The sequence below is a fragment of the Erwinia sp. 1181_3 genome (assembly GCF_052824965.1).
The window spans coordinates 69471-91304 of the sequence record NZ_VTDE01000015.1 but is presented as its reverse complement, the minus strand read 5'-3'; the positions used below and the strand labels follow the sequence as shown (position 1 = coordinate 91304).

General features: G+C 55.7%; 18 protein-coding genes. 8 read left to right on the top strand and 10 right to left on the bottom strand.

The genetic code is table 11. From position 1 onward, the window contains the following. Window positions 1-1024: 1024 nt before the first annotated feature. The 7 genes from FY046_RS22435 to FY046_RS22405 form a co-directional block, all read right to left on the bottom strand. Complete coding sequence (locus tag FY046_RS22435; protein ID WP_446186503.1) at window positions 1025-2128, bottom strand: alkylhydroperoxidase domain protein; 1104 nt, start codon at window positions 2126-2128, stop codon at window positions 1025-1027. After that, entirely contained in the window at window positions 2125-3156 is a 1032-nt protein-coding gene (locus FY046_RS22430; RefSeq protein WP_212816236.1) for a putative FMN-dependent luciferase-like monooxygenase, read from the bottom strand. The genes FY046_RS22435 and FY046_RS22430 overlap by 4 nt, the downstream gene beginning before the upstream one ends. After that, a complete protein-coding gene (locus FY046_RS22425; protein ID WP_242462109.1) occupies window positions 3153-4772 on the bottom strand; it encodes a dipeptide ABC transporter ATP-binding protein in 1620 nt (539 codons plus the stop codon). Before FY046_RS22425 ends, FY046_RS22430 begins: the two co-directional genes overlap by 4 nt. Continuing rightward, window positions 4769-5629: an ABC transporter permease gene (locus FY046_RS22420; protein WP_159338390.1), complete on the bottom strand. Its 861-nt coding sequence runs from the start codon at window positions 5627-5629 to the stop codon at window positions 4769-4771. The genes FY046_RS22425 and FY046_RS22420 overlap by 4 nt, the downstream gene beginning before the upstream one ends. Next, on the bottom strand, window positions 5626-6570 hold the full coding sequence (locus FY046_RS22415) for an ABC transporter permease (RefSeq protein ID WP_446186502.1): 945 nt from the start codon (window positions 6568-6570) through the stop codon (window positions 5626-5628). Before FY046_RS22415 ends, FY046_RS22420 begins: the two co-directional genes overlap by 4 nt. A 6-nt stretch (window positions 6571-6576) precedes the next feature. Then, the gene (locus FY046_RS22410; protein ID WP_133846794.1) at window positions 6577-8205 is read right to left on the bottom strand and encodes a TIGR04028 family ABC transporter substrate-binding protein; all 1629 of its coding nucleotides are present in this window, start codon (window positions 8203-8205) and stop codon (window positions 6577-6579) included. 113 nt (window positions 8206-8318) lie between these two features. Next, window positions 8319-8765 carry a winged helix-turn-helix transcriptional regulator gene (locus FY046_RS22405; RefSeq protein ID WP_133846793.1) on the bottom strand — a complete coding sequence of 149 codons (447 nt, stop codon included), beginning with the start codon at window positions 8763-8765 and terminating at the stop codon, window positions 8319-8321. 88 nt (window positions 8766-8853) lie between these two features. Here FY046_RS22405 and FY046_RS22400 point away from each other — a divergent pair, with 88 nt between their 5' ends. Further along, entirely contained in the window at window positions 8854-10056 is a 1203-nt protein-coding gene (locus FY046_RS22400) for an MFS transporter (RefSeq protein WP_213202501.1), read from the top strand. Beyond that, window positions 10053-11411, top strand: a complete 1359-nt coding sequence (locus tag FY046_RS22395) for a pyridoxal phosphate-dependent decarboxylase family protein (protein WP_213202504.1) — start codon at window positions 10053-10055, stop codon at window positions 11409-11411. Before FY046_RS22400 ends, FY046_RS22395 begins: the two co-directional genes overlap by 4 nt. Window positions 11412-11449: 38 nt before the next feature. Here FY046_RS22395 and FY046_RS22390 read toward each other — a convergent pair whose 3' ends face one another. Next, window positions 11450-11854: an H-NS family histone-like protein gene (locus FY046_RS22390; protein ID WP_159338394.1), complete on the bottom strand. Its 405-nt coding sequence runs from the start codon at window positions 11852-11854 to the stop codon at window positions 11450-11452. Window positions 11855-13160: 1306 nt separating this feature from the next. On the opposite strand from FY046_RS22390, the gene FY046_RS22385 reads away from it, so the two are divergent. Beyond that, window positions 13161-14267, top strand: coding sequence for a tyrosine-type recombinase/integrase (locus FY046_RS22385; RefSeq protein ID WP_133846789.1), 1107 nt, complete (start codon window positions 13161-13163; stop codon window positions 14265-14267). A gap of 1 nt (window position 14268) precedes the next feature. After that, window positions 14269-14919 (top strand): Qnr family pentapeptide repeat protein, encoded by a 651-nt coding sequence (locus FY046_RS22380; RefSeq protein ID WP_133846788.1) that lies wholly within the window; start codon window positions 14269-14271, stop codon window positions 14917-14919. On the opposite strand, the gene FY046_RS22375 is transcribed toward FY046_RS22380, so the two are convergent. Beyond that, a complete protein-coding gene (locus FY046_RS22375; protein ID WP_133846787.1) occupies window positions 14916-16082 on the bottom strand; it encodes an MFS transporter in 1167 nt (388 codons plus the stop codon). The genes FY046_RS22380 and FY046_RS22375 overlap by 4 nt on opposite strands. 231 nt (window positions 16083-16313) lie before the next feature. On the opposite strand from FY046_RS22375, the gene FY046_RS22370 reads away from it, so the two are divergent. From FY046_RS22370 to FY046_RS22355, 4 genes are all read left to right on the top strand, one after another. Next, complete coding sequence (locus tag FY046_RS22370; RefSeq protein WP_133846809.1) at window positions 16314-17192, top strand: LysR family transcriptional regulator; 879 nt, start codon at window positions 16314-16316, stop codon at window positions 17190-17192. A 76-nt stretch (window positions 17193-17268) separates the two neighbouring features. Beyond that, window positions 17269-18264 carry an ROK family transcriptional regulator gene (locus FY046_RS22365; RefSeq protein ID WP_171149742.1) on the top strand — a complete coding sequence of 332 codons (996 nt, stop codon included), beginning with the start codon at window positions 17269-17271 and terminating at the stop codon, window positions 18262-18264. A 219-nt stretch (window positions 18265-18483) separates the two neighbouring features. Continuing rightward, on the top strand, window positions 18484-19557 hold the full coding sequence (locus FY046_RS22360) for an MFS transporter (protein WP_133846808.1): 1074 nt from the start codon (window positions 18484-18486) through the stop codon (window positions 19555-19557). A gap of 17 nt (window positions 19558-19574) precedes the next feature. Next, window positions 19575-20396, top strand: a complete 822-nt coding sequence (locus FY046_RS22355; protein ID WP_133846785.1) for a Cof-type HAD-IIB family hydrolase — start codon at window positions 19575-19577, stop codon at window positions 20394-20396. A gap of 89 nt (window positions 20397-20485) precedes the next feature. Here the strand turns inward: FY046_RS22355 and FY046_RS22350 are convergent, their stop codons facing one another. Continuing rightward, entirely contained in the window at window positions 20486-21826 is a 1341-nt protein-coding gene (locus FY046_RS22350) for an LLM class flavin-dependent oxidoreductase (RefSeq protein ID WP_446186501.1), read from the bottom strand. Between the last annotated feature and the right edge of the window lie 8 nt (window positions 21827-21834).

Below are 21834 nucleotides of genomic sequence, written 5' to 3'. Positions count from 1 at the left end.
AACAAACAAAAATGACATATAACTCAATAAAAAACAATCAATGAGTGATTTTATGAAAAAATTATTTTTGAGCATTTTTGTTTTCTGCTTTTTGGAAGATAAAACGCGAAATTAAGTATGATATTACACTTGATATTACCAACAGTAGAATAAAAAACGAATCAAAGTCGCTTTCAGAGCTAAAAATGTTTGTTGTTTTGGCAATGCGGTAAATTATATAAGATGGAAAGAATTTAAAAATAAGAATGAGGGCAGTGGTGATGACCACTATGAATGTGATTAGCAAGGTTAGTGTGAAAAAAATCCATTTCTTCAAAGTACAAACTCCTGTATTGTAATTTCCGCATATAATACTACATCTGATAGAAAAGGAAATCTATTATGTGATTAGCATCACATCTTAAAGTTAAAATGGAAGCGAAGCGCTGGCTCTGGATAAGGCTGCAGAAGCTTTCAGAACGGGTAGTACTCAAGTTCTTAATGATGTTAGAGATGGATTTGAGAGGGTAACCTGGTACGGTTCATGCCCGTTTGACAGATATAATGATGTATGTTCTGAACTCAACAATGAGAATAAAAGGTTTTTCTTATCTATTTCTGAAGTTTATAAAAGAAATGATGTGATATTAGATATGGTAAAAATATATTTGAACTATGAATTGGACAAAGTTGATAGGAAAAACAATCTTATTCAAGAGTTAGATAGGAAAATACTACGCGTAAGAATTATGGAGGATTTATTTTGTCTAAATGGATAACAAAGAAGCTGATTTTTGTCTTTATTTTCATGTTATTTACTATTGCTTTTTTTGAACTATTTTTTAGATTTATTCCAATAGATATCGCTGATAAGTTTGCATCTTATTCAAATCCTTTTTACATCTTTAGTAATCTTAGTGTCATTGTCGTCGCGCTTATATTGATATCTTTAGCTGCAACAATATTTCTACATTCGATAATATTTCGAAAAAACAATAAGTGATATAAGGGTGAAACTTCTTCACCCTGTTTTGCTATACGCAGCTTACGCGGCGGGCACGAAAGGTTCGCCCAGCGTCAGCATCAGGCGGTTGGCCCAGGCGAAGAACGCGGTGGACTGCACCAGATCGAGTAACTCCAGTTCGCTCAGCCCCTGGGCGCGCAAGGTCTCCAGCTGTGCCAGACGGGGTGTCGGCGGCGTGGCTGAGAGGGAGGCGGCAAGGTCAATGATCGCCAGCCAGCGGTCATCCTGATCGGCCGCCAGCGGCTGGCCAGGCGCGATATCAATAAAACGCTGCACGTCTTCCGGCTGTTTCGAGAGTTGTCCCGCCTTACGCGCATGAACAGAGGCGCAGAAGATGCAGCCGTTGACTTTACTGGCCACCGTTGCAGCCAGCTCACGCTCTTTGCGCGGCAGTCCGCCTGCTGTATAAAAAATCCCTTTATCCGTCAGCGTGCGCTGTTCCAGCAGCGGCAGGTTACGTGCCAGCAGGCGGAAGTAATCAGACTCTGTGTGACCGAATTTTGCCAGCGTGGCCTGCTCGACCGCATTAAATTCCGCCAGAGGTTTGGCGGCCAGCCACGGTTCCCAGCCTAGCTCATCACGGGTAAAGCGCACCGGCGCCTGCTGGCCACTCAGTGTATGCGATTCGGTGCGCCAGACGGCGGCCGGAGTCCGCTCGACAGTGCCTGCGGCCACATCTTCGCCACCCAGCAGGCGCAGGCCGCGTAACAGACGGCTCTGGAAACTCACAAACGCCACCAGCTGTGACAGCGTCACGATAGCGGCGGCTGACCATCCTGCCTGCTCCAGCTCGCGCAGATGCTCAGGCTCTGCGGCTGCGGGTTTAAACGTCAGCCGCTCCGCGTGTGCCAGTGCGCTTTGCCACTTTGCTTCCGGCTGCGCCCCTGCCTGGCGTGCGGCGTAATGCTCTGCCAGGCGCGATTCGCCGTGCCAGTGGGCAACCTGCTGGGCAATCGCCAGCCGTGCGATCAGGGGGAAGTCATCGCCGTTGTGTGCAGAGAACAACACATCGTAGCTGCCCTGAGTATGTTCAGTGGCGGCATCACGCGTCTGGCGTGCGGCGGCCAGTGCACTCTCCGGGGCGATCCCGGCCAGCTGTTGCAGTAAATCAATGGACTGTGTCATACGGTTTCCTTGTGGGAGAAGGCGTTAACAGGGGCGCGCCAGCCAAGCGCCGGGGCGACGTCAGTGGCCAGCAGCTCAATGGAGGTCAGGATCTGCTCGTGCGGTGGATCGATCGAATGCACCTGGAACGACACGTCAGTGACACGGGCCAGGGCGGTGTCGCGCTGCAGGGATGTGACCACCTGTTGCGGCGTACCGAGATGCACATCGAAGGCGGCAATATAATCGTCCAGCGTATTCCCCGGCACCACATGGCCCGCTGCACGATGTTGCATAGCCTGTGCCGTCAGGCCTGGCAGTGCCAGGCGGCGTGCTTCTGCCCCGTCGCGACTGACGAAAGCCGTACGCGAGGCAAGAATGCGGGGAATCGTCCCTGCGGGGAGCGCCGCGAGATAGGCATCGATCATCGGGTTCTGTATCTCATCCAGCGGCAGAAGAGGGTTTCCGACGGGCCGCGGCTGCGTGCGTGACAGCATCAGGCCATGCCCGGCTGCGCCGGCGCGGGTGGCACCCGCCACGGAGAAGGTCGCCTGCCAGATGCGTTCTGCCAGCTGTGGTGCGGCCGGGTAGAGGCGGTTGTCGTCATGGCCCAGGGCATCACCGCCCCAGGCCTGCAGCAGGGTGTTCAGCCCGGTATTAAAGGCGGCGGCGCGCTCATCAAAGGTCAGCCCGAACGGCAGAAATGACGTGTGCGTTCCGCCGGAACCCAGCCCCAGCTCCAGACGCTGCTGGCTCAGCAGGTCGAGCACGGCGGCGTCTTCGGCCACGCGCAGGGCATTTTCCATTGGCAGGGTGATAATGGCCGTGCCCAGGCGGATACGCGAGGTCTGCGCCGCCACACTGGCAAGAAACAGCAGCGGAGAGGGCAGGCCGCCTTCGTTCTCATGAAAGTGGTGCTGGGCGATCCAGGCGGTATCATAGCCCCAGCGCTCCGCGTGCTGGATCTGCAGGGTGGCGAGACGATAGCGTTCTCCGGCACTGGTTTTATCCAGCAGGCGGGTGAAAAAACCAAGGCGTTTGGTGGTCATGCGGTGTCCTTAGCGCGTGTCAGCGCAGGGATGGCGGCGATCAGTTCACGGGTATAATCGCTGGCCGGAAGCGAGAAAATGTCGGCAGTATTGCCGCAGTCAACCTGTTGCCCGGCACGCAGTACCGAAACGCTGTGCGCCAGCTGGCGAACCGTGGCGAGATCGTGAGAAATAAACAGATAGGTCAGCCCCAGCTCCTGCTGCAACTGTTGCAGCAACGTGAGGATCTGCGCCTGAATGGTGACATCCAGCGCGGAGGTGGCTTCATCCAGCACCAGGATCTGCGGCCGCAGCACCAGCGCCCGGGCAATGGCCACGCGCTGGCGCTGGCCGCCGGACAGTTCATGAGGCTTACGATCCAGCAGGGCGAGAGGCAGCGCCACGCGGCTGGCCACCTCTTCCACTCGCTGGCGGCGTTCTTCCCGGCTGACCGGAGCAAAGTTCAGCAGCGGCTCTTCAATCACCCGAAACAGCGTCTGGGAGGGATCGAGTGAGGCAAACGGGTTCTGGTACACCAGCTGGATCTTCTGCCGCAGCTGGCGCAGGGCTTCACCGTGCAGTCCGCTGATATCAATGCCGTCCAGCACGATGCGCCCGCTGTCAGCCTGCTGGAAGCCCAGCAGAATGCGGGCAAGAGTGGTTTTACCCGAGCCGGACTCGCCTACCAGCGCATGAGTGGTGCCACGTGCCACGCTGAAGGACACGTTGTTCAGCGCCTGAAAACCTTCCTCTTTGCCCAGGGAAAAGTATTTGTTCAGGCCGCTGATCTCGATGGCGGGCTGGGAAAAACTGGCTTCAGGCGGCGTGGCGAGCGTACCGGAAAGCGCAGGTGCATCGGCAAACAGCTGGCGGGTATACGCATGCTGCGGGCGGTGGATAATCGCATCGGTGCTGCCCTGCTCCTGAATCTCCCCCTGGCGAAACACCAGAATGCGGTCGGCTCGTGCCGCCGCCACCGCCAGGTCATGGGTAACAAACAGCACCGCCGTGCCGGACTCGCGCCGTAGCTCGTCAATCAGATCAAGAATGCGTTTTTGTACCGTAACGTCCAGCGCACTGGTCGGTTCGTCAGCAATGATCAGGGCCGGTTTCAGCGCAATGGCGATGGCAATCAGTACCCGCTGTTTCATCCCGCCGGAAAGCTGGTGCGGATATTGCCGTGTGCGCTGTTCAGGGTGTGACAGGCCGACGCGGGCGAGCAGGGCGATCACCCGTGCTTCGCGTTCCCGGCGTGACAGTCGTTCATGCAGCAGCAGGATCTCACCCACCTGGTCGCCAATGGTTTTCACCGGGTTCAGTGAACTGCCAGGGTCCTGTGGGATCAGGCTGATGCTGGCACCGCGCAGGGCATCCAGACGTTTTTGCGACCAGTGGGTGATCTCGGTACCGTTGAGCCAGATTTTCCCGCTCTCGCGTTCACCGTTTTGCGTCAGCAGGCCGATAATCGCCTGCGCGGTGGTGGTTTTACCGGAGCCGGATTCCCCCACCAGCGCCACCACTTCTCCACGGTTCACCTGGAAGGAAACATTGTGAACCACGCGTTTATGCTGCTGGCCACTGCGGTAGGCGATGTTGAGGTTCTCGATTTTCAGTACCGGAGTGATGGATTCGCTCACCGGCGGCCTCCTGAATAGTGATGGCTGATACGGTTAGCGGCCAGTACCACCGCCACGACGATCACGCCGGGGAAGGTGGTCAGCCACCAGGCGGTGGAGATGTAATTACGGCCTTCGGCAATCAGCAGGCCCCATTCCGGGGTCGGCGGCGGTGTACCGTAGCCAAGGAAGCTCAGCGTTGAAATTGCCAGAATCGCGCTGCCGAACTGCAGCGCAGAGAACGCCAGCACCGGAGTCAGTGAGTTCGGCAGGATATGACGCCACAGCACGGCGATAAAAGTGCCCCCGCTGCCGCGGGCAGCTTCAACGTATTCTGAGTGACGTACGCGCACCACTTCCGAACGGGCCAGACGTGCGAAATTCGCCACTGAGGTGATACCCACGGCAATGGCGGCGTTGACCGTGCCAAAGCCGAGCAAAATAATAATACTTAATGACAGCAGCAGGCCGGGGATCGCCAGCAGAACGTCGACCAGGCGCATCATCACGCCCTCGCTACGCCCGCCCAGCGATCCGGCGGTTACGCCCAGTAAGGTGCCGACCGTCAGGCCCAGGGCCACGGCCACCAGTGCCCCGCTCAGTGAATGGGAGGCGCCCCATACGATGCGGGCATACACATCGCGGCCCAGCTGGTCCGTACCCAGCCAGTGACCGGCCTGCGGTGCCAGACGCTGCGCGCCGGCAACGCCTTCCGTGCTGCTCCAGTCGGTGAACCAGCCGGGCACCAGTGCCCAGAGGATCACCAGAATCATCACTGCCCATGCCAGCGTCAGGCCCGGGTTCAGGCGCTGATACCACCCGCTGCCTGCACGGCGATGGCGGGTTCCTGTGATGCTGTTCAAATCCACCAGGCTCATGATGTCGCCCTCGTAAAATGTTTCAGTCGCGGATCGAGCAGCGGTGAGAACAGATCGACCAGCAGATTAATCAGCACAAACCCGGTCGCTGAAATCATCACTACCGCCTGCAATACCGCCACATCCTGATTGTTGACCGCCTGCTGAGTCAGCTGGCCGAGGCCGCTGAGACCAAAGACCGTTTCGGTGATCAGTGCGCCGGCAATCAGTTCACCCAGCAGCAGCCCGGCGATGGTCAGTACCGGTAGCAGGGCGTTGCGCGCCACGTGATGCCAGAGTACGCGCCGCTGGCTGGCACCTTTGGCACGCGCGACCGCCACGAACGGCTGGGTCCGGACCTGGTCAATACTGCGGATCAGGATCTGCGCCAGCGGGGCGGAAATCGGTACCGCCAGCGTGATGACCGGCAGGATCAGTCCGACCCATTCGCCGGGGTTAATAATCGGGATCCAACGTAGCTGGAAGGAAAATACCTGGATCAGGGCAATCCCCAGCCAGAAGGTCGGCAGTGAGATAAACAGCGACGGTAGCGCCTGCAGGGCATTACGCAGCCAGCGCAGGCCCACCAGGCTGGATGAGAAGGCAATCAGCACCGCCAGCAGGGTAGCCAGCAGAAACCCCGGCACGGCCAGGCGCAGGGTGGCGGGGAAATTCTCCGCCAGAAGCTCACTGACCGGCACCCCGGCCTGCACGGAGAAACCAAAGTCACCGTGCAGCATGCTTGCGAGGGTATGCAGATACTGCTGCCAGAGTGGCGTACTGGCACCGTAGGCCTGACGCATCTCTTCGATCTGTGCCGGGCTGAGGCCAAGGTCAGGATTCTGAAACTTAATCAGGATCGCATCGCCGGGCAGTACCTGGAGCAGAATAAAAGAGACGGTAAACGCCGCCCACAGTACCAGCAGTGCCTGCCCCAGCCGCCGGGTAAGATAACCGGTCATGGTGGCTTACCCCCGTTTTTCCAGCCAGACAGCATAGAAGCTTGGTCGGCCGACGGCTTCAAACGTCAGACCTTTCAGCCACGGCGCGCCCGCAAACACCTGCGGTTCTTCGAAGATAGGAATGTTATAGGCGTTATCGATCAGATAGCGCTGAGCGTCGCCCGTGAGTTCCAGACGTTTTTTCGCATCGGTTTCGCTGGCGATGCCGTCCAGAATGGCGTTCAGTTTGTCGTCGCGGAAGTTTTTCACCAGGCTGCTGGAGCCGCCTTTCTGAAGCAGCGCATCACGCACGGTCGGATAGAACGAGCTTTTCACCACATCCGGGTCGGCGCGGCCCACTTCGGTCACATTGAGCGGGGTTTTCAGCGGATCAAGGCTGTCGACGGTTTTGCTGCCCGCATCGCCTGCACGCACAGTCAGGGTGACCCCCACCTGCTTCCACTGCTGAGCCACCAGCTGTAACACTTCTTTATTCTGCGGCTGTGGCAGGGACTCATACACCGCCAGTGCCAGCTTTTTACCGTCTTTCTCACGGATGCCGTCGCTGCCCGGTTTCCATCCTGCTTCATCCAGCAGTTTTTTCGCCAGTACCGGATCAAACGTCAGTCGATCGCTGAGGTCGACGAAGCCTGCGGCTGAAGTGGCCAGTACCGACTTCGCCTGTGGGTAATTTGGAGAGAACAGCGTATCAACGATCTGTTTGCTGTTGGTGGCATGTAACAGCGCTTTACGCACCTTCACATCGGCGACCAGCGGGTTATCCGGGCGGAAGCTCAGGCTGTCATTAACACCGCGTGTCGGAGCCGCATAAATCGGGAAGTTCTGCTGCTGTGCCTGTTTCTCATCATAAGCCTGCACCTGGCGGATGGCATCCGCCTGGCCTGCCAGCAGCGCGCCGATGCGCACACTGTCTTCCGGCGTCACGATAATTTTGATGCCATCGAGGTTCGCCCGCCCCTGCTGCGCGAGGTTTTTTGGCCCCCACTGATAGTCTTTGCGCACCGCCAGATCGACTTCACGCCCCAGCTTCTCGCCACTGACAACAAACGGCCCGGAACCGATGATGTGGCGGGCATCGCCCAGGGCATCAAAGTTACGTGCCAGCGTGCTGAGTGATACCAGACCGGAACCGATGGTGGCGGTACCCTGCAGGAAGCCAGGAGACGGCTTTTTAAAGAAGAATTTGACCGTCAGCGGGTCAACCACTTCGCTGTGATCGTAGTTATTGATCACCTCTGAAACGGGCAGACGCTGGGCTTTATTCCCCAGGCCGTAAGTATCAAAGTTTTTCGCTACTGCTGCGGCGTCCAGCGGTGTGCCATCGGAGAAGGTGACGCCCGGGCGGATTTTGAAGGTGTACTCGGTATTATCAGCGTTGTGCGTCCAGCTCTCTGCTATCCACGGCTCCACCTGCAGGGTTTCCGGGTTCTGCCAGGTCAGCTTATCGGTGATCTGGTTCAGAATCCCGCCGTTCGGATAGAAGCCCCCGGCCGGAGGATAAAGATTGGTGTGAGCCTGCTGCTCCAGATACACCAGGGTGCCGCCCTGTACAGGTTTGTCTGCGGCCGATGCGGCGGTGGCGTTCAGTAAGGCAATGGCCCCGGCAAGTGCCGTCAGGCGAAGAGCAACGCGCATGGTGAATTCCTTTATTGTCAGTGTGCTAAGTGGCTGACAATAAATATCAGGCCTGACAAGGGGTCAGGAGAACCAAGAAATTCATCTGGCTATTTGCGTTTTTTGCATAACGATCAGGCGTATTTTTGCACACAGGTCATTTCAGGGGTGATCGCATCTCCCTGCTGGTTGCACACCCGCAGCGGTGCCAGCGGTTTACCGCTGGTGGTTTCCAGTAAATCGGAATGGGTTTCACCGGCAGCAAACAGATGCTGTTCCCCAAACTGTTGCAAAGAAACAATCAACGGAAACAGGTCCCCGGCGCGGTCGGTCAGCACATACTCCTGCCAGGCCGAGCCATCAGAGGCCGGTTGCACCCGCAGCAGTCCGGCTTCGACCAGCTTTTTCAGCCGATCGGCGAGAATATTGCGTGCCACCCCCAGGTTACGCTGAAACTCGCTGTAGCGGCGCACGCCGTCAAACGCATCGCGCAGGATCATCAGCAGCCAGCGATCGCCAATCAGATCAACACTGCGTGCGACCGGGCAGGACGACTGGCTGAGAGGTAAACGGTCAGTCATGATTTTTTCCTCGTCAATTTAGTTGCATTTTAAAACCACTTGCGGCAGGCTGCAAATGGTTTTAATTTGAAACCAATTGGGGCATGGCATGAATACATGGGTAGCGAAGAGCGCGGACAGTACAGGCTTATCGTCATTGCAGGTAAGTCTGTTTGCCTGCAGTAGCGGCCTGAGCGTGGCGAACGTCTATTATGCGCAGCCGCTGCTGGATGCGCTGGCGCACTCTTTTTCCATCTCCTCTGCGGCTGTCGGTGGGGTGATTTTTGCCACCCAGGTGGGTTGCGCACTGGCGTTGCTGCTGCTGGTTCCGCTGGGGGATGTGTTTAACCGGCGTCGACTGATGCGCTATCAGCTTGCGGGATTAATTCTGGCGCTGTTACTGGTCTCTGTGGCCACGCATGTGCTGATGTTACTGGCAGCGATGTTGCTAATCGGCCTGCTGGGAACGGCAATGACGCAGGGCATGATTGCCTATGCGGCCGCGGCGGCCAGCCCGGAAACGCGTGGGCGTGTGGTGGGTGCCGTTTCCGGTGGCGTGGTGATTGGATTACTGCTGGCGCGTGCGGCCGCGGGTCTGGTGTCAGATATTACCGGCTGGCGTGGCGTTTACGTCTGTTCTGCGTTGGTGATGCTGCTATTGGCGGCGATCCTGTGGCGCAGGCTGCCTGATTTACCTCAGGCTGCGCCTGTACGCTGGTCACAGGTAATGTTTTCTCTGTGGCGTCTGCTGCTTACTCACCGGGTATTGCAGGTGCGTGGTGTGCTGGCGTTACTGATGTTTGCCAGTTTCAATATTTTCTGGAGTGCGTTGGTATTACTGTTGCGTGCCCCGCCCTGGCAATTGACCCATGGACAGATTGGTGCACTGGGGCTGGTGGGCGCGATCAGTGCGCTTATCGCGGGTCGTGCCGGACGCTGGGCTGACAAAGGGCTGGCAGAACGCACCTCTTCGCTGGCGCTGGTGGTACTGCTGATGAGCTGGTTGCCACTGTGGCTGGGGGCAGGGTCATTGCTACTGCTGATGGCCGGGATCCTGCTGCTGGATGCAGCCGGGCAGGCATTACATGTCAGCAGTCAGAGCCTGATTTTTGCCAGTCAGCAGGAAACCGGAGGGCGGTTGATTGCGGGTTATATGCTGTTTTATTCCGCTGGCAGCGGCGCTGGAGCGCTGATTTCAACCCAGGCGTTTGCCTGGGGAGGGTGGGACGCGGTGTGCCTGTGCGGCGCTGCCGTCAGTCTGCTGGCGTTACTGTTTTGGGTGATGATGCGATTAATACGAGGTCAGTTATGAACGAACGGGAATTACTCTCTGCCGCAGATGCGCGTGCCCTGAGCTACAGCGCCTCGCTGGCTACCCGCCGGGTGTTTCCCGATGCTGCGGCGCTTGCCGGGCTGGCGCGTTTTGATGAAGCGCTGCCGGTGAACGGGTTACCCGCAGAGCAGACGCTGGCGTTGTTGGATGATGCCGGATCGCCCGCCACCACGGCATCCAACGGCCCGAACTATTATGGTTTTGTTATCGGTGCCTCACTGCCCGTGGCCGCGGCAGCCGAGCGGCTGATGATTGCCTGGGATCAGTGTGCTTCTGGCTGGGATAACTCACCCGTTTCCGCCACGCTGGAGCGGCAGGCCGGGCGCTGGCTGCTGGAGGTCCTCGACCTGCCACGTGACAGTACGGTAGGGTTTGGCACCAGCGCCACGGCCTGTACGCTGAGTTGCCTGGTGACGGCCCGGCGTGAGTTGTTACTGCGTCAGGGCTGGGATATTGACCATGACGGGCTGGCAGGCGCGCCGGAAATCAGGGTGGTTGTGTCCGAACTGACGCATATCACGGTGAAAAAAGCCCTGCGGGTTCTGGGCTTCGGACTGCGTCACCTGAACGTTGCGCCGGTGAACGGTCGGGGACAGATTGATCTGACGCGCCTGCCCGCCCTTGATCACCGCACGATTCTTTGTTTACAGGCTGGCGAGGTAAATACCGGCGAATTCGATGATTTCTCGGCGCTGATCCCGGCGGCGAATGCTGTCGGTGCCTGGGTACACGTCGATGGTGCCTTTGGTCTCTGGGCGCGCGCCTCAGCGCTGAAAGCGCTCACGGAGGGTGTTGAGAAGGCGGACAGCTGGACGACTGACGGACATAAGTGGCTGAATACCCCTTATGATTGCGCCATGGCGATCTGCCGTCATCCGGGTGCGCTTGCCTCGGCGATGAATGCTGATGCGGCCTATGCAGTGGCGGCACCGGATGCGCAAAAAAATCTGACGCTGGAGTTTTCCCGTCGCCCGCGGGGTATTCCGGTCTGGGCGGCATTGCGTACGCTGGGTCGTGAGGGCGTGGCCACCCTGGTTGAGCAGCATTGTGCGCTGGCGTGTCAGATTGCGTCAGGTCTGCAGGACGCCGGGTTCGAGATATTGAATCGGGTGATACTCAATCAGGTTTTATTTCGTGCACAGGACGATGAACATACTCAGCGCGTACGTGAAGCACTTCAGGGATCCGGAGACGCCTGGTTTTCAGGGACGTTGTGGCAGGGAAAAGCGGCATTACGCATCAGTGTGTGTTCATGGCGAACGCAGGAGGAACATGCGAAGAAGCTGGTGGTATTATTGAGGCAGTTGTTTGAGCAGACGCAGTCTGTCAGCTGAAAATGCATCCGGCCGCCTGTCAGGCGGCCGGTTGGCATTTACTTGATCAGGAAATCTTCAAGTTTTTTGCCGGCATCCAGTGCCTGCTTAATCACAGCCGGGGTACGCCCCTGGCCGGTCCATGATTTCTTCTCGCCATTTTCATCAGTATATGAATACTTGGCTGGGCGTGGAGCACGTTTAGCGCGAGTCTTACCCGTCGTATTATCGGCTGCAGTCAGTTCGCTTAAGTCGATACCGTCTTCCAGCAGCATCTGGCGGTATTTAGCCAGTTTCTCTTCTTTTTCTTTAATCTCAGAAGCAATAGCGGCTTCTGAGTCACGTCTTTCGTTCACTACCGCTTCAAGTTTTTCCAGCATCTCTTCCAGTTCAACTAAAGACACTTCACGAGACTGGGCACGAAGGGTGCGAATATTATTTAATACTTTCAGCGTTTCGCTCATAACGGAATCCGTAACCTGTAAGTTGGTTTAAATTAGTAACTATTGTGACAAGACTCAGTGTACAGACAAATGAAGAGTGAAAAAACACTAAACTAGAAAAATGTTAGTTCAAATGTTACCTGGATACCATTTTACTCTGCTATTGGGTAAGTCCGGGTGTTCTTATATTTACAACTTATGGGATAAATCTTAACAATTCTTTTGATTGAGGTGTTTACTTCTGAAAGTTTACCCCTATTCGCCACTGGTAAATCATACTATATTTTCCACAGCCATGCTCTTTGCAACGTGTTGTAATAAATGGATTTTATGTTTTCCAATATAATTTCTTTGAGGCGTTTTTTCACATCGTGTTAGTTACGGCATCACGCAATATGACTGAGTACCGTCAGACCGTCGTAAAGTCATTGTGTATTGCAGATTGGGAAATTGAGCGCGTTCATTCGGGAAGTAAAAAATCGATGTCAGTTCGACTGATTTTTATCCGTGTGATGAGGCAATTTATCCTGTGCTCCTATTTTCACCCTGGTTCGGGATGAACATGAATGTTGCGTCAGGTATTATCACTGTTGTTTGAGGGCGATCGTGACGGGGCAAAAGACAAAGGGGACGTGTTTTTTTTCGTGATTGGGAGTGACTTATAATTTTTTAGTTACAACATTCTAAGTGTGAAATATAACCTGACATGCGATTATCTTCAGCATATTCGCCTGGGTTTTTCAGGATAAAAACGGTGAGTTTCCTGACGAAACCTTGTTTCAGGGGTTAATGTATCTCCCCTCTTACCCCTATATCCTGGTCGTGCGTTCTGCTGTGTGGTGGCTGAATTAACATAACAGAGTGCGGTCACTCTGAATGAAATAGCCCAGTAAATGTCGATATTTCCTTTCTGTTGTCTACTTTTGGTTGGTCATTTCCTGCTCCGGTTATCCTGCAGCCGGATATTTCCTGTTATCTGTGCGGGGTACACAACATGCCATTCCTCTGTCTTATTATGGATTGCCGTCAATGGATAATTAAAGAGGCGCCATTCCCTCCGGAATACTGCTCAGATGAGGTATCCGATCTTTCCTGGGAAGAGTGAGAACAAGGTGGTCGGGCCTTATTTCTTTTCATGGCTATCTCCTTTACAAGAAACGGAAGTGAATGCGCTGCGTAATCTGTGTGACTCCAGACCTATTAAGTCTGGAGTCATATGCTTTTACACGGTAAAATCAACCTCTCTGTAGCGGTAAGCCCCGTTGGTAATGTCTCCGAAAGGTGAAGATGATAAAATCATATGATAAGAGAATCTCAGGATTACAGGATGTCTGAATCCCAGAATCCTGAGGTTCTTACTTCTCCGCATGTCGGGCGTCATGTGGTGTTGTGGCTGAACGCGGTAAGTACGTCATCCCTGACCGAGCTGGAAGCCAGCGGCGATGAAGGGTCTGTGGCGCAGGTGATGAAACTCTGGGTCAGGTTGTCGCTGCTGCAAACGCGCCGCCGCCCGGAGATTGCTATCTCATCCTTATTGAAACATGTGCTACCGGCAATAGGTGAACGACCCCTGTCATCCATTACACGACTTCAGCTTAACCGGTTGTTTAATATTCTGATCGCCGACGGCAAAAAAGAAGAGGCGCGGCGGGTGTTTGCGTTGTGCAAGCAGTTCTTTGCCTGGGCCGAAATGCAGGGCTATCTTGAACACTCCCCCCTCAGTGCGATGAAAAAACGTGATGTCGCGGGCAGAAGTGCGCCTCCGGGTAACCGTACGCTCAGCGATGCTGAAGTCTGGGTCTTCTGGCACGGCCTGGATGCCTGGGACCTCTCAGAACAGTGCCGCTGGGCGCTGCGCTTTTGTTTACTGACGGCCCGCAGGCCGGATGAAGTGGTGCAGGCGCGTAAAGACGAGTTCAATCTGACTTCCGGGATCTGGCGGCAGGGCACGCGTAACAAATCGCAGCGCGAACATATTCTTCCGCTGACTCCTCTGATGCGCGTCTGTATTCACGCGTTGATGCAGTCCAGTCCGGAAGAATCACCCTGGCTGGTGCCGTCCCCCGTGACGTTGTCACAGCCTTTATCACGCGGTGCCATTACACAGGCACTGCGTCGTATGATACGGGCTGACCGTGGTCTCGGAATTGCCCCCTTTACCACCCGTGATTTGCGGCGCAGCGCGCGTTCAAGGCTGGCCGCACTGAACACGCCGAATGATGTCGCCCGTAAGATCATGAATCATGCGCTGGAAGGGATTGACCGTGTTTATGACACCCACAATTATTTGCCGCAGATGCAACACGCGCTGAATGCGCTGTCTGACAGTATTGAACATATTATCGCCGCTGAGTCTTACCACCTGCTGGAACATCGCTATCCCGGGGAAAAACTTCAGCTCGACGAACGCGCACTGCTATACATGGAACCTTAACATGACCACATCACCGGTTTATCGTAATGAAAAGTTCATCCCACGCCATTTCACGGGCAGCATTGTAGAAAACACGCAGTTCATCAACTGCGATTTCTCGGGCTGCGACCTGACCGACACGCGTTTTCTTCACTGCCAGTTTTACGATCGGGAAAGTGAGCAGGGTTGTAACTTCAGCCGGGCAACATTGAAGGATGCCAGCTTTAAGCACTGTGATATCTCGATGAATAATTTTCGTTCTGTCAACGCGTTGGGCATTGAGATCAGTGAATGCCGAGCGCAAGGGGCTGACTTCCGCGGTGCCAGCTTTATGAACATGATCACGACAAAGAGCTGGTTCTGCAGCGCGTTTATCACCAAAACCAATCTGAGCTATGCCAACTTTTCCAAAGTGGTGCTGGAGAAATGTGAACTGTGGGAGAACCGCTGGGTGGGTACCCATGTGCTGGGGGCGACCTTCAGCGGTTCCGACCTCTCGGGTGGTGAATTCAGCACGTTTGACTGGCGTTCCGCTGACTTCACCCACTGTGATTTGACACGTTCCATCACCAGTGAACTCGACCTTCGCAGCACTGACCTGGAGGGGGTAAAGCTGGACAGCGCTCAGGTCAGCATTCTGGTTGAAAGGCTTGGGATTATGGTCGTGGATTAACCGTCTTCAGCGGCAGGAAACCCGTGCTGTCGCGCCGACAATATGATCAGCCACGTCAGGATAAGTAACACCAGTAAAACCGGTGAGAAAAGGGTGGGACCAAAGCCGTTCAGTATCGCGGCACCCGCCAACCCACCGCCGGCAATCGCCATATTCCATGCGGTGACCAGCATCGACTGCGCAACGTCAGCGGCATCCCCGGCGCTGTTTGCCAGCGCGGTCTGAAACAGGGCCGGGGCACCTCCGAAGGCCAGCCCCCAGACGCCTGTTGCAAGATAAATCACCAGTGGATTTCCCGACGTCAATGCCAGTGCTGACAGTGCGAAAAGCGCGGTAGCCAGCAAAGACAGCCCTCTCAGCCCGCCATCCACTCGCGTCCCGACAACCCCTATCCCCAACAGTGACGTCAGGCCAAACACCAGCAGGATCAGGCTGATGCTGTTGCCCATCCCTGCATGCTGGAGAAACGGTGAGATATAGGTGTAAAGGATGTTATGCGCCAGCACGAATATCAGGGTAACCAGCAGGATGGGGCGCACCCCCGGAAGTCGAAGAACATTCAGCAAGCGCTGACGTTTTGCCGCTGCCTGACCGGGGAAATCAGGCACGCTAATCATTATCCATCCCGCCAGGACCAGAGTCAGCACGCTGATCGCCAGGAAACAGCTCCGCCAGCCGATGATCTCACTCACCCAGGTGCCCAGTGGAATGCCTATTGATAACGCCAGCGGCGTGCCGACCATCGCCAGGGCAATGGCGCGTCCTTTGATGGACTCGTGCACCATTCTGGCGGCATAACCAGCAATCAGTGCCCACAATAATCCCGCCGAAACACCGGCAATGAAGCGTGCGACCAGCGTCAGCGCATAGTGGTGGGAAAGTGCCGTGAGGGTATTAGCGACAGCAAACCCGGCAATGGCGCTTAACAGCAGAGGCCGGCGTCTCAGCGTTTGCGTAGCGAGCGTTAATGGAATGGCGGCCAGAAGAGAACCGATGGCGTACACCGTGACCAGTTGCCCGGCCAGCGCTGGTGTAATCAGCAGGCTGCCACCGATCTGTGATAACAGACCCGCCGGAAGGGCTTCGGTGAGAATGGTAATAAATCCCGCCGTGGCCAGCGCGAGCAGGGCGGAGACAGGCAGTTTTGAGGATACATCCATCATTTTCATACGCCGTACACCGTATCACGTTGCTCGTCGATGGCTTGCTGTACCACGGTTTGGAAGGCCGCCGGGAGGTCATCAGGGCGGGCCAGTGAAGATAAAAGGGTGTGCATCAACAGAGTCTCATCATCAGTAAGGGGATCGTCATCACACCTTAATCGACACCTCATTAAAGAAAAACCAGGGTATAGTTCAGTTAACTACGGAATAAAATTCTTGAATGGAGTAATGATGGACAGTCTCAGTGGATTTAGCGTCTTTGTGCAGGTGGCTGATACCCGTAGCTTTGTGAGCGCCGGTCGTCAGCTGGGTCTGTCGCCTTCAGCGGTGGGGAAAAATGTGGCGCGGCTGGAAGAAAAACTCGGTGTACGTCTCTTCCACCGCAGTACCCGCAGCATCACCCTCACGGCGGAAGGGGCACTGTTTCTGGAGCGCTGCCGTCGTATTCTGGCGGAGGTTGAGGCCGCGCAGCTGGAGCTGTCTCAGGCGAGCGGAAAACCCACTGGTCGCCTGCGTATCAGCCTGCCGATGGTGAGTACGCTGATGCTGCCGGTGCTCGGTGATTTTATGCGCCAGTATCCGGATATTGCGCTGGACCTGGATTTTACCGACCAGTTAGTGGAGGTCATTGAAGAGGGATTCGATGCCGTGATCAGAACCGGTGAACCGGCTGATTCGCGCTTATCGGCCAGGCATCTGGGCTACTTCAGCGCTTTGCTGGTTGCCTCTCCTGCGTATCTGGCAGAGAAGGGAACGCCTCAGGCTCCTGGCGATCTGCTCCGACATCACTGCCTGCATTATCGTTTTCCGCATACCGGTAAGCTGGAAAAATGGCCGCTGCGCGGGGCGGCCGACCTGGCGATCCCCACCTCAATGGTTTGCAATAATATCGAAACGCGCGTCTGCTTTGCACTGCGTGGACTGGGGATTGCCTGTCTGCCGGATTTTGCCTGTCGTCATCTGGTGGCTGACGGCAGTCTGGTGCCGATCCTCGGAGACTTTGTCGAATGGCAGGGGACGTTTCATATCCTGTGGCCCGCCAGCCGCCATGCTTCACCGAAAATCCGTGCGCTGGTTGATTTTCTTGCTGCCAGAGTGTTTCCGTCATGAGAGCGGGGCAGGTTAGTGCGCCGGGTACCCGGCTTTATGGTAAATTAACCCGTTTTTTGTGAGCCGAAGAGGGAAAATGAATACTCCGTTAAACCGCACCACCCGTGAAATGCGCAAAAATAATGTTGCGCGGGTCGTTCGTACGCTGAAATCACTGGGCCCGGCGACCAAAGGTGACGTGGCAGCCCAGACAGGGCTGAGTGCGGCCACCTGCGGAGCCGTGCTTAACGAATTGACGCTCAGCGGAGAAGTGCTGGCGCTGGAACATGAGGCTTCCCGTGGCGGCAGGCCTGCACAGCGTTATGCCTGTAATCCTGATTTTTTCTCTGTCCTCAGCCTCTACGCGGCAGGCAGTGATGATGACGCTGAACTGGTCTGGTCGTTAACCTCTGCCACCGGCGGCCTGCTGGCAAGCGGCGACCGTCCCTTTTTGCCGCTAACCGCAGAGACGTTTTATCAACTCATCGATACACTGCTGTCTGAGTTCCCTGGCGTACAGACCATTGGCCTAGGTCTGCCCGGGGTGATCGTCGATGGTGTGGTCACGTCCTGCGATATTTCACTGTTTACCGACAGGCATATTGTTGAGGAAATCCGTTTAAAGTCAGGTTGTTTCACTGAAGTCGGCAACGATATCAACTTCACTGCCTGGGGCTTTTACCGCAGCAGCTGCGCGGGAGTCAGCGCACCGGTTGCCTATATCTACAAACCGGAAGTCCCCTGCACGGGATGTGGGATTGTGATCAACGGGCAGGTGCTGGCCGGCGCGAATAATTTTGCGGGGGAAGTGTCCCGGCTGCCCTTTTCTGCCACCGCGTTAACGCTGACGCAGGAACTGGCTAATATTGTTGTCTCGCTGGCGGCGCTGATCAATCCTGTGACGGTCGCGCTGTCAGGGCCTCGTCTGTGCGAAGCAGATTTGCCCGACATCATGCAAATCTGCCAGCAATCTATTCCGCAGAAACATCTTCCTGCGCTGATCTATCGCCCCTCGATTCGTCAGGACTATCTGCAAGGTATTGCGGAGCTGACGCTGGAAAACTACAACTTCCATCGCTTGTTTATCGTGTAGATCCTGCTCTTCATCCCTCGGGTTCTGTGTTAAACCTTTCCGTCGCCGATTGACATCCTTTTCGCTCACGCTTTATACTTTTACTTATTAAATGTCTTTTAATAAGTAATTAAAGAAAAGGATAAATTGCCGATGACAGTCAAAAACGACCCGCAAGAGACAGGAAGCCCCGCCCGGTGTAGGGCTACCCGGGCCATTTTTTTTGTCACGGGTATGGCAATGGGGTTATGGGCCGCACTGGTGCCTTATGCTCAGATGCGAACCCATGCCGAAGCGGGTCAGCTGGGACTGTTGTTACTGTGCCTGGGCGGTGGATCGCTGATAGCGATGCTGGGATCCGGACGCATTATTGGCCTGGCAGGGTGCCGCCGGGTGATTATTGCGGCGGTGATAGTGTATTGCCTGATGCTGCCGCTGCTGGCCACGCTCAGCGATATCCGTTTACTGGCCATCAGTCTGTTTGTTTTTGGCATGGGCATCGGGCTGGCAGATGTGGCGATGAATGTGCAGGGGACCCTGGTCGAGCAGGCCGCCGATAAACCCCTGATGTCCGGGTTTCACTGTCTGTGGAGCGTGGGAGGGATTGCCGGAGCCGGTGGTGGAGCCATGCTGCTGAGTGCCGGTCTGACGCCGCAGGCCACGTCATTCTGGGCGATTGCGCTGGTTGTGCTGGTGACCGCCTGCTCTTTTCCTGCCTTACTTGCTGCCAGTGGCGAAACCTCGCAACAGGAGAAGGGGAACGCCAGCCGCCCCAATTTCCGTCTGGTGTTGATGGCGATTATGGCGATGATCTGTTTTATGGCCGAAGGCGCGATTCTCGACTGGAGCGGTATTTTCATCACGCAGGATCGCCAGATGGCGGTTGAACATGCCGGATGGGGGTTTGCCACCTTTGCGATTGCGATGTCGCTGATGCGTTTTATTGGTGACCGCGTGGTGAAGGTACTGGGGCGTAAGCGCGTGCTGATGTCGGGTGGAATACTGGGTATTGCGGGTTACCTGATTGTTGTGCTGCTACCGGGATGGGGATCTTCCTTGTTCGGCTTTGCCCTGGTCGGTATCGGTGCTGCCAACATTGTCCCTGTCCTGATCACCCTGGCAGGGCAGGAGAAAGCGATGCCGGTGCATCGATCCGTGGCGATGGTCGCTACGCTGGGCTATTTCGGGGTGCTGGGCGGCCCGGCCGTGATTGGCTGGATTGCCCATCTGGCCAATCTCTATGTGGCCTTCTCTCTGGTCGCGATGGCATTTGTGGTGATCGTTCTCGGTGCCTCTAAGCTGAAATACGCCTAAATTAACGAGGAGTGGTAATGAGCATCAAACTGATTGCGGTAGATATGGATGGCACGTTTCTGAATAGCCAGGGTGACTATGCACGCGCCCGTTTTGCTGACCAGTACCAGCAGATGAAGCAACAGGGGATTAAATTTGTGGTCGCCAGCGGTAACCAGTATTACCAGCTGAAAAGCTTCTTCCCGGAGATTGATGCTGACATTGCCTATGTGGCGGAGAATGGGGGTTACATTGTTGACAGACAGCAGGAGGTCTATTGTGGCCGGCTGGCACCCGATGACGTCAACAGAGTGATCGCGACGATCGGGGCGATGACCGGCGTCCGTTTTCTGGTCTGCGGTAAAAAGGGCGCGTATATGCTGTCCAGCGCGGGTGAAGATTTCTTTGCCGATATGCGTGTTTTTTATCATCACCTCGACAGGGTTGATGATTATGCAGAGATTGACGATACCGTTTTTAAGTTTGCCCTGGGTTTTCATCAGCCCGATGTCAGTGAGCTGATGGTGAATATTGAGCGAGAACTGGGCGATATTGTTGTACCCGTTTCCAGTGGTCATGGCTCTGTCGATTTGATTATCCCCGGAAATCATAAAGCCAATGGGGTGAAACGCATCCAGCAGCGTTACGGTATCGAAGATAATGAGGTACTGGCATTTGGTGACGGTGGAAACGACCTGGAAATGCTGCGCCATGCGGGCTTTGGTTTTGCCATGAGTAACGGATCAGAAGCAGCAAAAGCGGCCGCTGGCTATCTGGCACCGTCGAATGATGAAGAGGGGGTGCTTCAGGTTATTGAGCGCTGCTTGTCTGGAGAAGGTCTTTTTACGACGAACGTATAAAGTGAATGTTGCTGAATCGGTTACCGATGCTTAATGTATCGATAACTGACTCAGTGATATGTATGTTGTAACTATAATGCGTTACTTGCTCAACCAACCCGCCTCTCTTCCGTCTTTATCGCAAACTGGTTCTCAGGCTCACTCAACCCCAGTTGTTCACGCAGAGTATTGCCTTCATAGTCGTGACGGTACAGGCCGCGCTGTTGCAGGATCGGGATCACCTGATCGACAAAATCATCAAACGCCGTTGGCGTTCCGCCGCGTACGATAAACCCATCGGCCGCGCCACGGGTAAACCACTGTTCCAGACCATCCGCGATCTGTGCTGCCGTGCCGGAAAAAGTCGGGCGCGGAGTGGCCGCTTCCAGCGCAGCCTGACGCAGGGTTAAACCACGGTCGAGCGCCTCTTTCTTGATGGTATCGGTGGTACTGCGGAAGCTGTTCTGCCCCAGATCACCAATATCCGGGAACGGTGCATCCAGCTCATGCTGGCTGAAATCGTAATGCTCGAAGTAACGGCCAAGGTACTCCAGCGCTTTTTCCGGCGTGACCAGCTGTGCCGTTTGCTGATAACGACGCTCGGCATCGGCACTGTCGTCACCGATAATGACACTGATGCCCTGGAAAACGCGAATGTCATCGGCATTGCGCCCGCGCGCCACCAGCTGGCGGCGCACATCTTCACGAAATGCCCGGGCAAGCTCCGGGGTTTCCTGGCGGGTATAAATGGCATCGGCGGTTTCGGCGGCAAACGCTTTACCGGCCTCAGATGCCCCCGCCTGGAAGATCACCGGACGCCCCTGCGGCGAACGGCCAACGTTCAGCGGCCCCTGCACAGAGAAGTAATGACCTTTATGGTTCAGCGTATGCAGCTTCTCCGGCGCAAAGAACTCGCCGCTCTGTTTATTACGCACAAAGGCATCTTCCTCCCATGAATCCCAAAGACCTTTGGTGACCTGTAAATATTCGCTGGCGATACGATAGCGTTCGCTGTGCTCAGGATGCTGGTCACGGGAAAAGTTCTTCGCCGACCCTTCCAGTGGCGAAGTCACCACATTCCATCCGGCACGTCCGCCACTCAGCTGATCAAGGCTGGCAAACTGGCGGGCGACGGTAAACGGCTCGCTGTAAGAGGTGGACAGCGTCGCCACCAGGCCAATTTTCTGCGTGACCAGCGCCAGCGCTGACAACAGCGTGACAGGTTCAAAACGGTTGAGGAAGTGTGGGATCGATTTGGCATTGATGTACAAGCCATCCGCCACGAACAGGAAATCAAATTTTGCCCGTTCTGCCTGCTGCGCCAGCGCGGTGACATATGCAACGTTGATACTGGCATCGCTGATCGCATCAGGATGACGCCAGGCCGACATATTGCCGGATGGCCCCTGGATAATGGCGCCCAGACGGATGCGGGTTTGAGTCTGACTCATGATAGAAC

Excerpts from the sequence above, each read along its gene's own strand:
- FY046_RS22435 (WP_446186503.1), bottom strand. The coding sequence starts at position 2,128 with ATGACACAGTCCATTGATTTACTGCAACAGCTGGCCGGGATCGCCCCG.
- FY046_RS22430 (WP_212816236.1), bottom strand. The coding sequence starts at position 3,156 with ATGACCACCAAACGCCTTGGTTTTTTCACCCGCCTGCTGGATAAAACC.
- FY046_RS22420 (WP_159338390.1), bottom strand. The coding sequence starts at position 5,629 with ATGAGCCTGGTGGATTTGAACAGCATCACAGGAACCCGCCATCGCCGT.
- FY046_RS22415 (WP_446186502.1), bottom strand. The coding sequence starts at position 6,570 with ATGACCGGTTATCTTACCCGGCGGCTGGGGCAGGCACTGCTGGTACTG.
- FY046_RS22410 (WP_133846794.1), bottom strand. The coding sequence starts at position 8,205 with ATGCGCGTTGCTCTTCGCCTGACGGCACTTGCCGGGGCCATTGCCTTA.
- FY046_RS22405 (WP_133846793.1), bottom strand. The coding sequence starts at position 8,765 with ATGACTGACCGTTTACCTCTCAGCCAGTCGTCCTGCCCGGTCGCACGC.
- FY046_RS22400 (WP_213202501.1), top strand. The coding sequence starts at position 8,854 with ATGAATACATGGGTAGCGAAGAGCGCGGACAGTACAGGCTTATCGTCA.
- FY046_RS22395 (WP_213202504.1), top strand. The coding sequence starts at position 10,053 with ATGAACGAACGGGAATTACTCTCTGCCGCAGATGCGCGTGCCCTGAGC.
- FY046_RS22390 (WP_159338394.1), bottom strand. The coding sequence starts at position 11,854 with ATGAGCGAAACGCTGAAAGTATTAAATAATATTCGCACCCTTCGTGCC.
- FY046_RS22385 (WP_133846789.1), top strand. The coding sequence starts at position 13,161 with ATGTCTGAATCCCAGAATCCTGAGGTTCTTACTTCTCCGCATGTCGGG.
- FY046_RS22380 (WP_133846788.1), top strand. The coding sequence starts at position 14,269 with ATGACCACATCACCGGTTTATCGTAATGAAAAGTTCATCCCACGCCAT.
- FY046_RS22375 (WP_133846787.1), bottom strand. The coding sequence starts at position 16,082 with ATGATGGATGTATCCTCAAAACTGCCTGTCTCCGCCCTGCTCGCGCTG.
- FY046_RS22370 (WP_133846809.1), top strand. The coding sequence starts at position 16,314 with ATGGACAGTCTCAGTGGATTTAGCGTCTTTGTGCAGGTGGCTGATACC.
- FY046_RS22365 (WP_171149742.1), top strand. The coding sequence starts at position 17,269 with ATGAATACTCCGTTAAACCGCACCACCCGTGAAATGCGCAAAAATAAT.
- FY046_RS22360 (WP_133846808.1), top strand. The coding sequence starts at position 18,484 with ATGGGGTTATGGGCCGCACTGGTGCCTTATGCTCAGATGCGAACCCAT.
- FY046_RS22355 (WP_133846785.1), top strand. The coding sequence starts at position 19,575 with ATGAGCATCAAACTGATTGCGGTAGATATGGATGGCACGTTTCTGAAT.
- FY046_RS22350 (WP_446186501.1), bottom strand. The coding sequence starts at position 21,826 with ATGAGTCAGACTCAAACCCGCATCCGTCTGGGCGCCATTATCCAGGGG.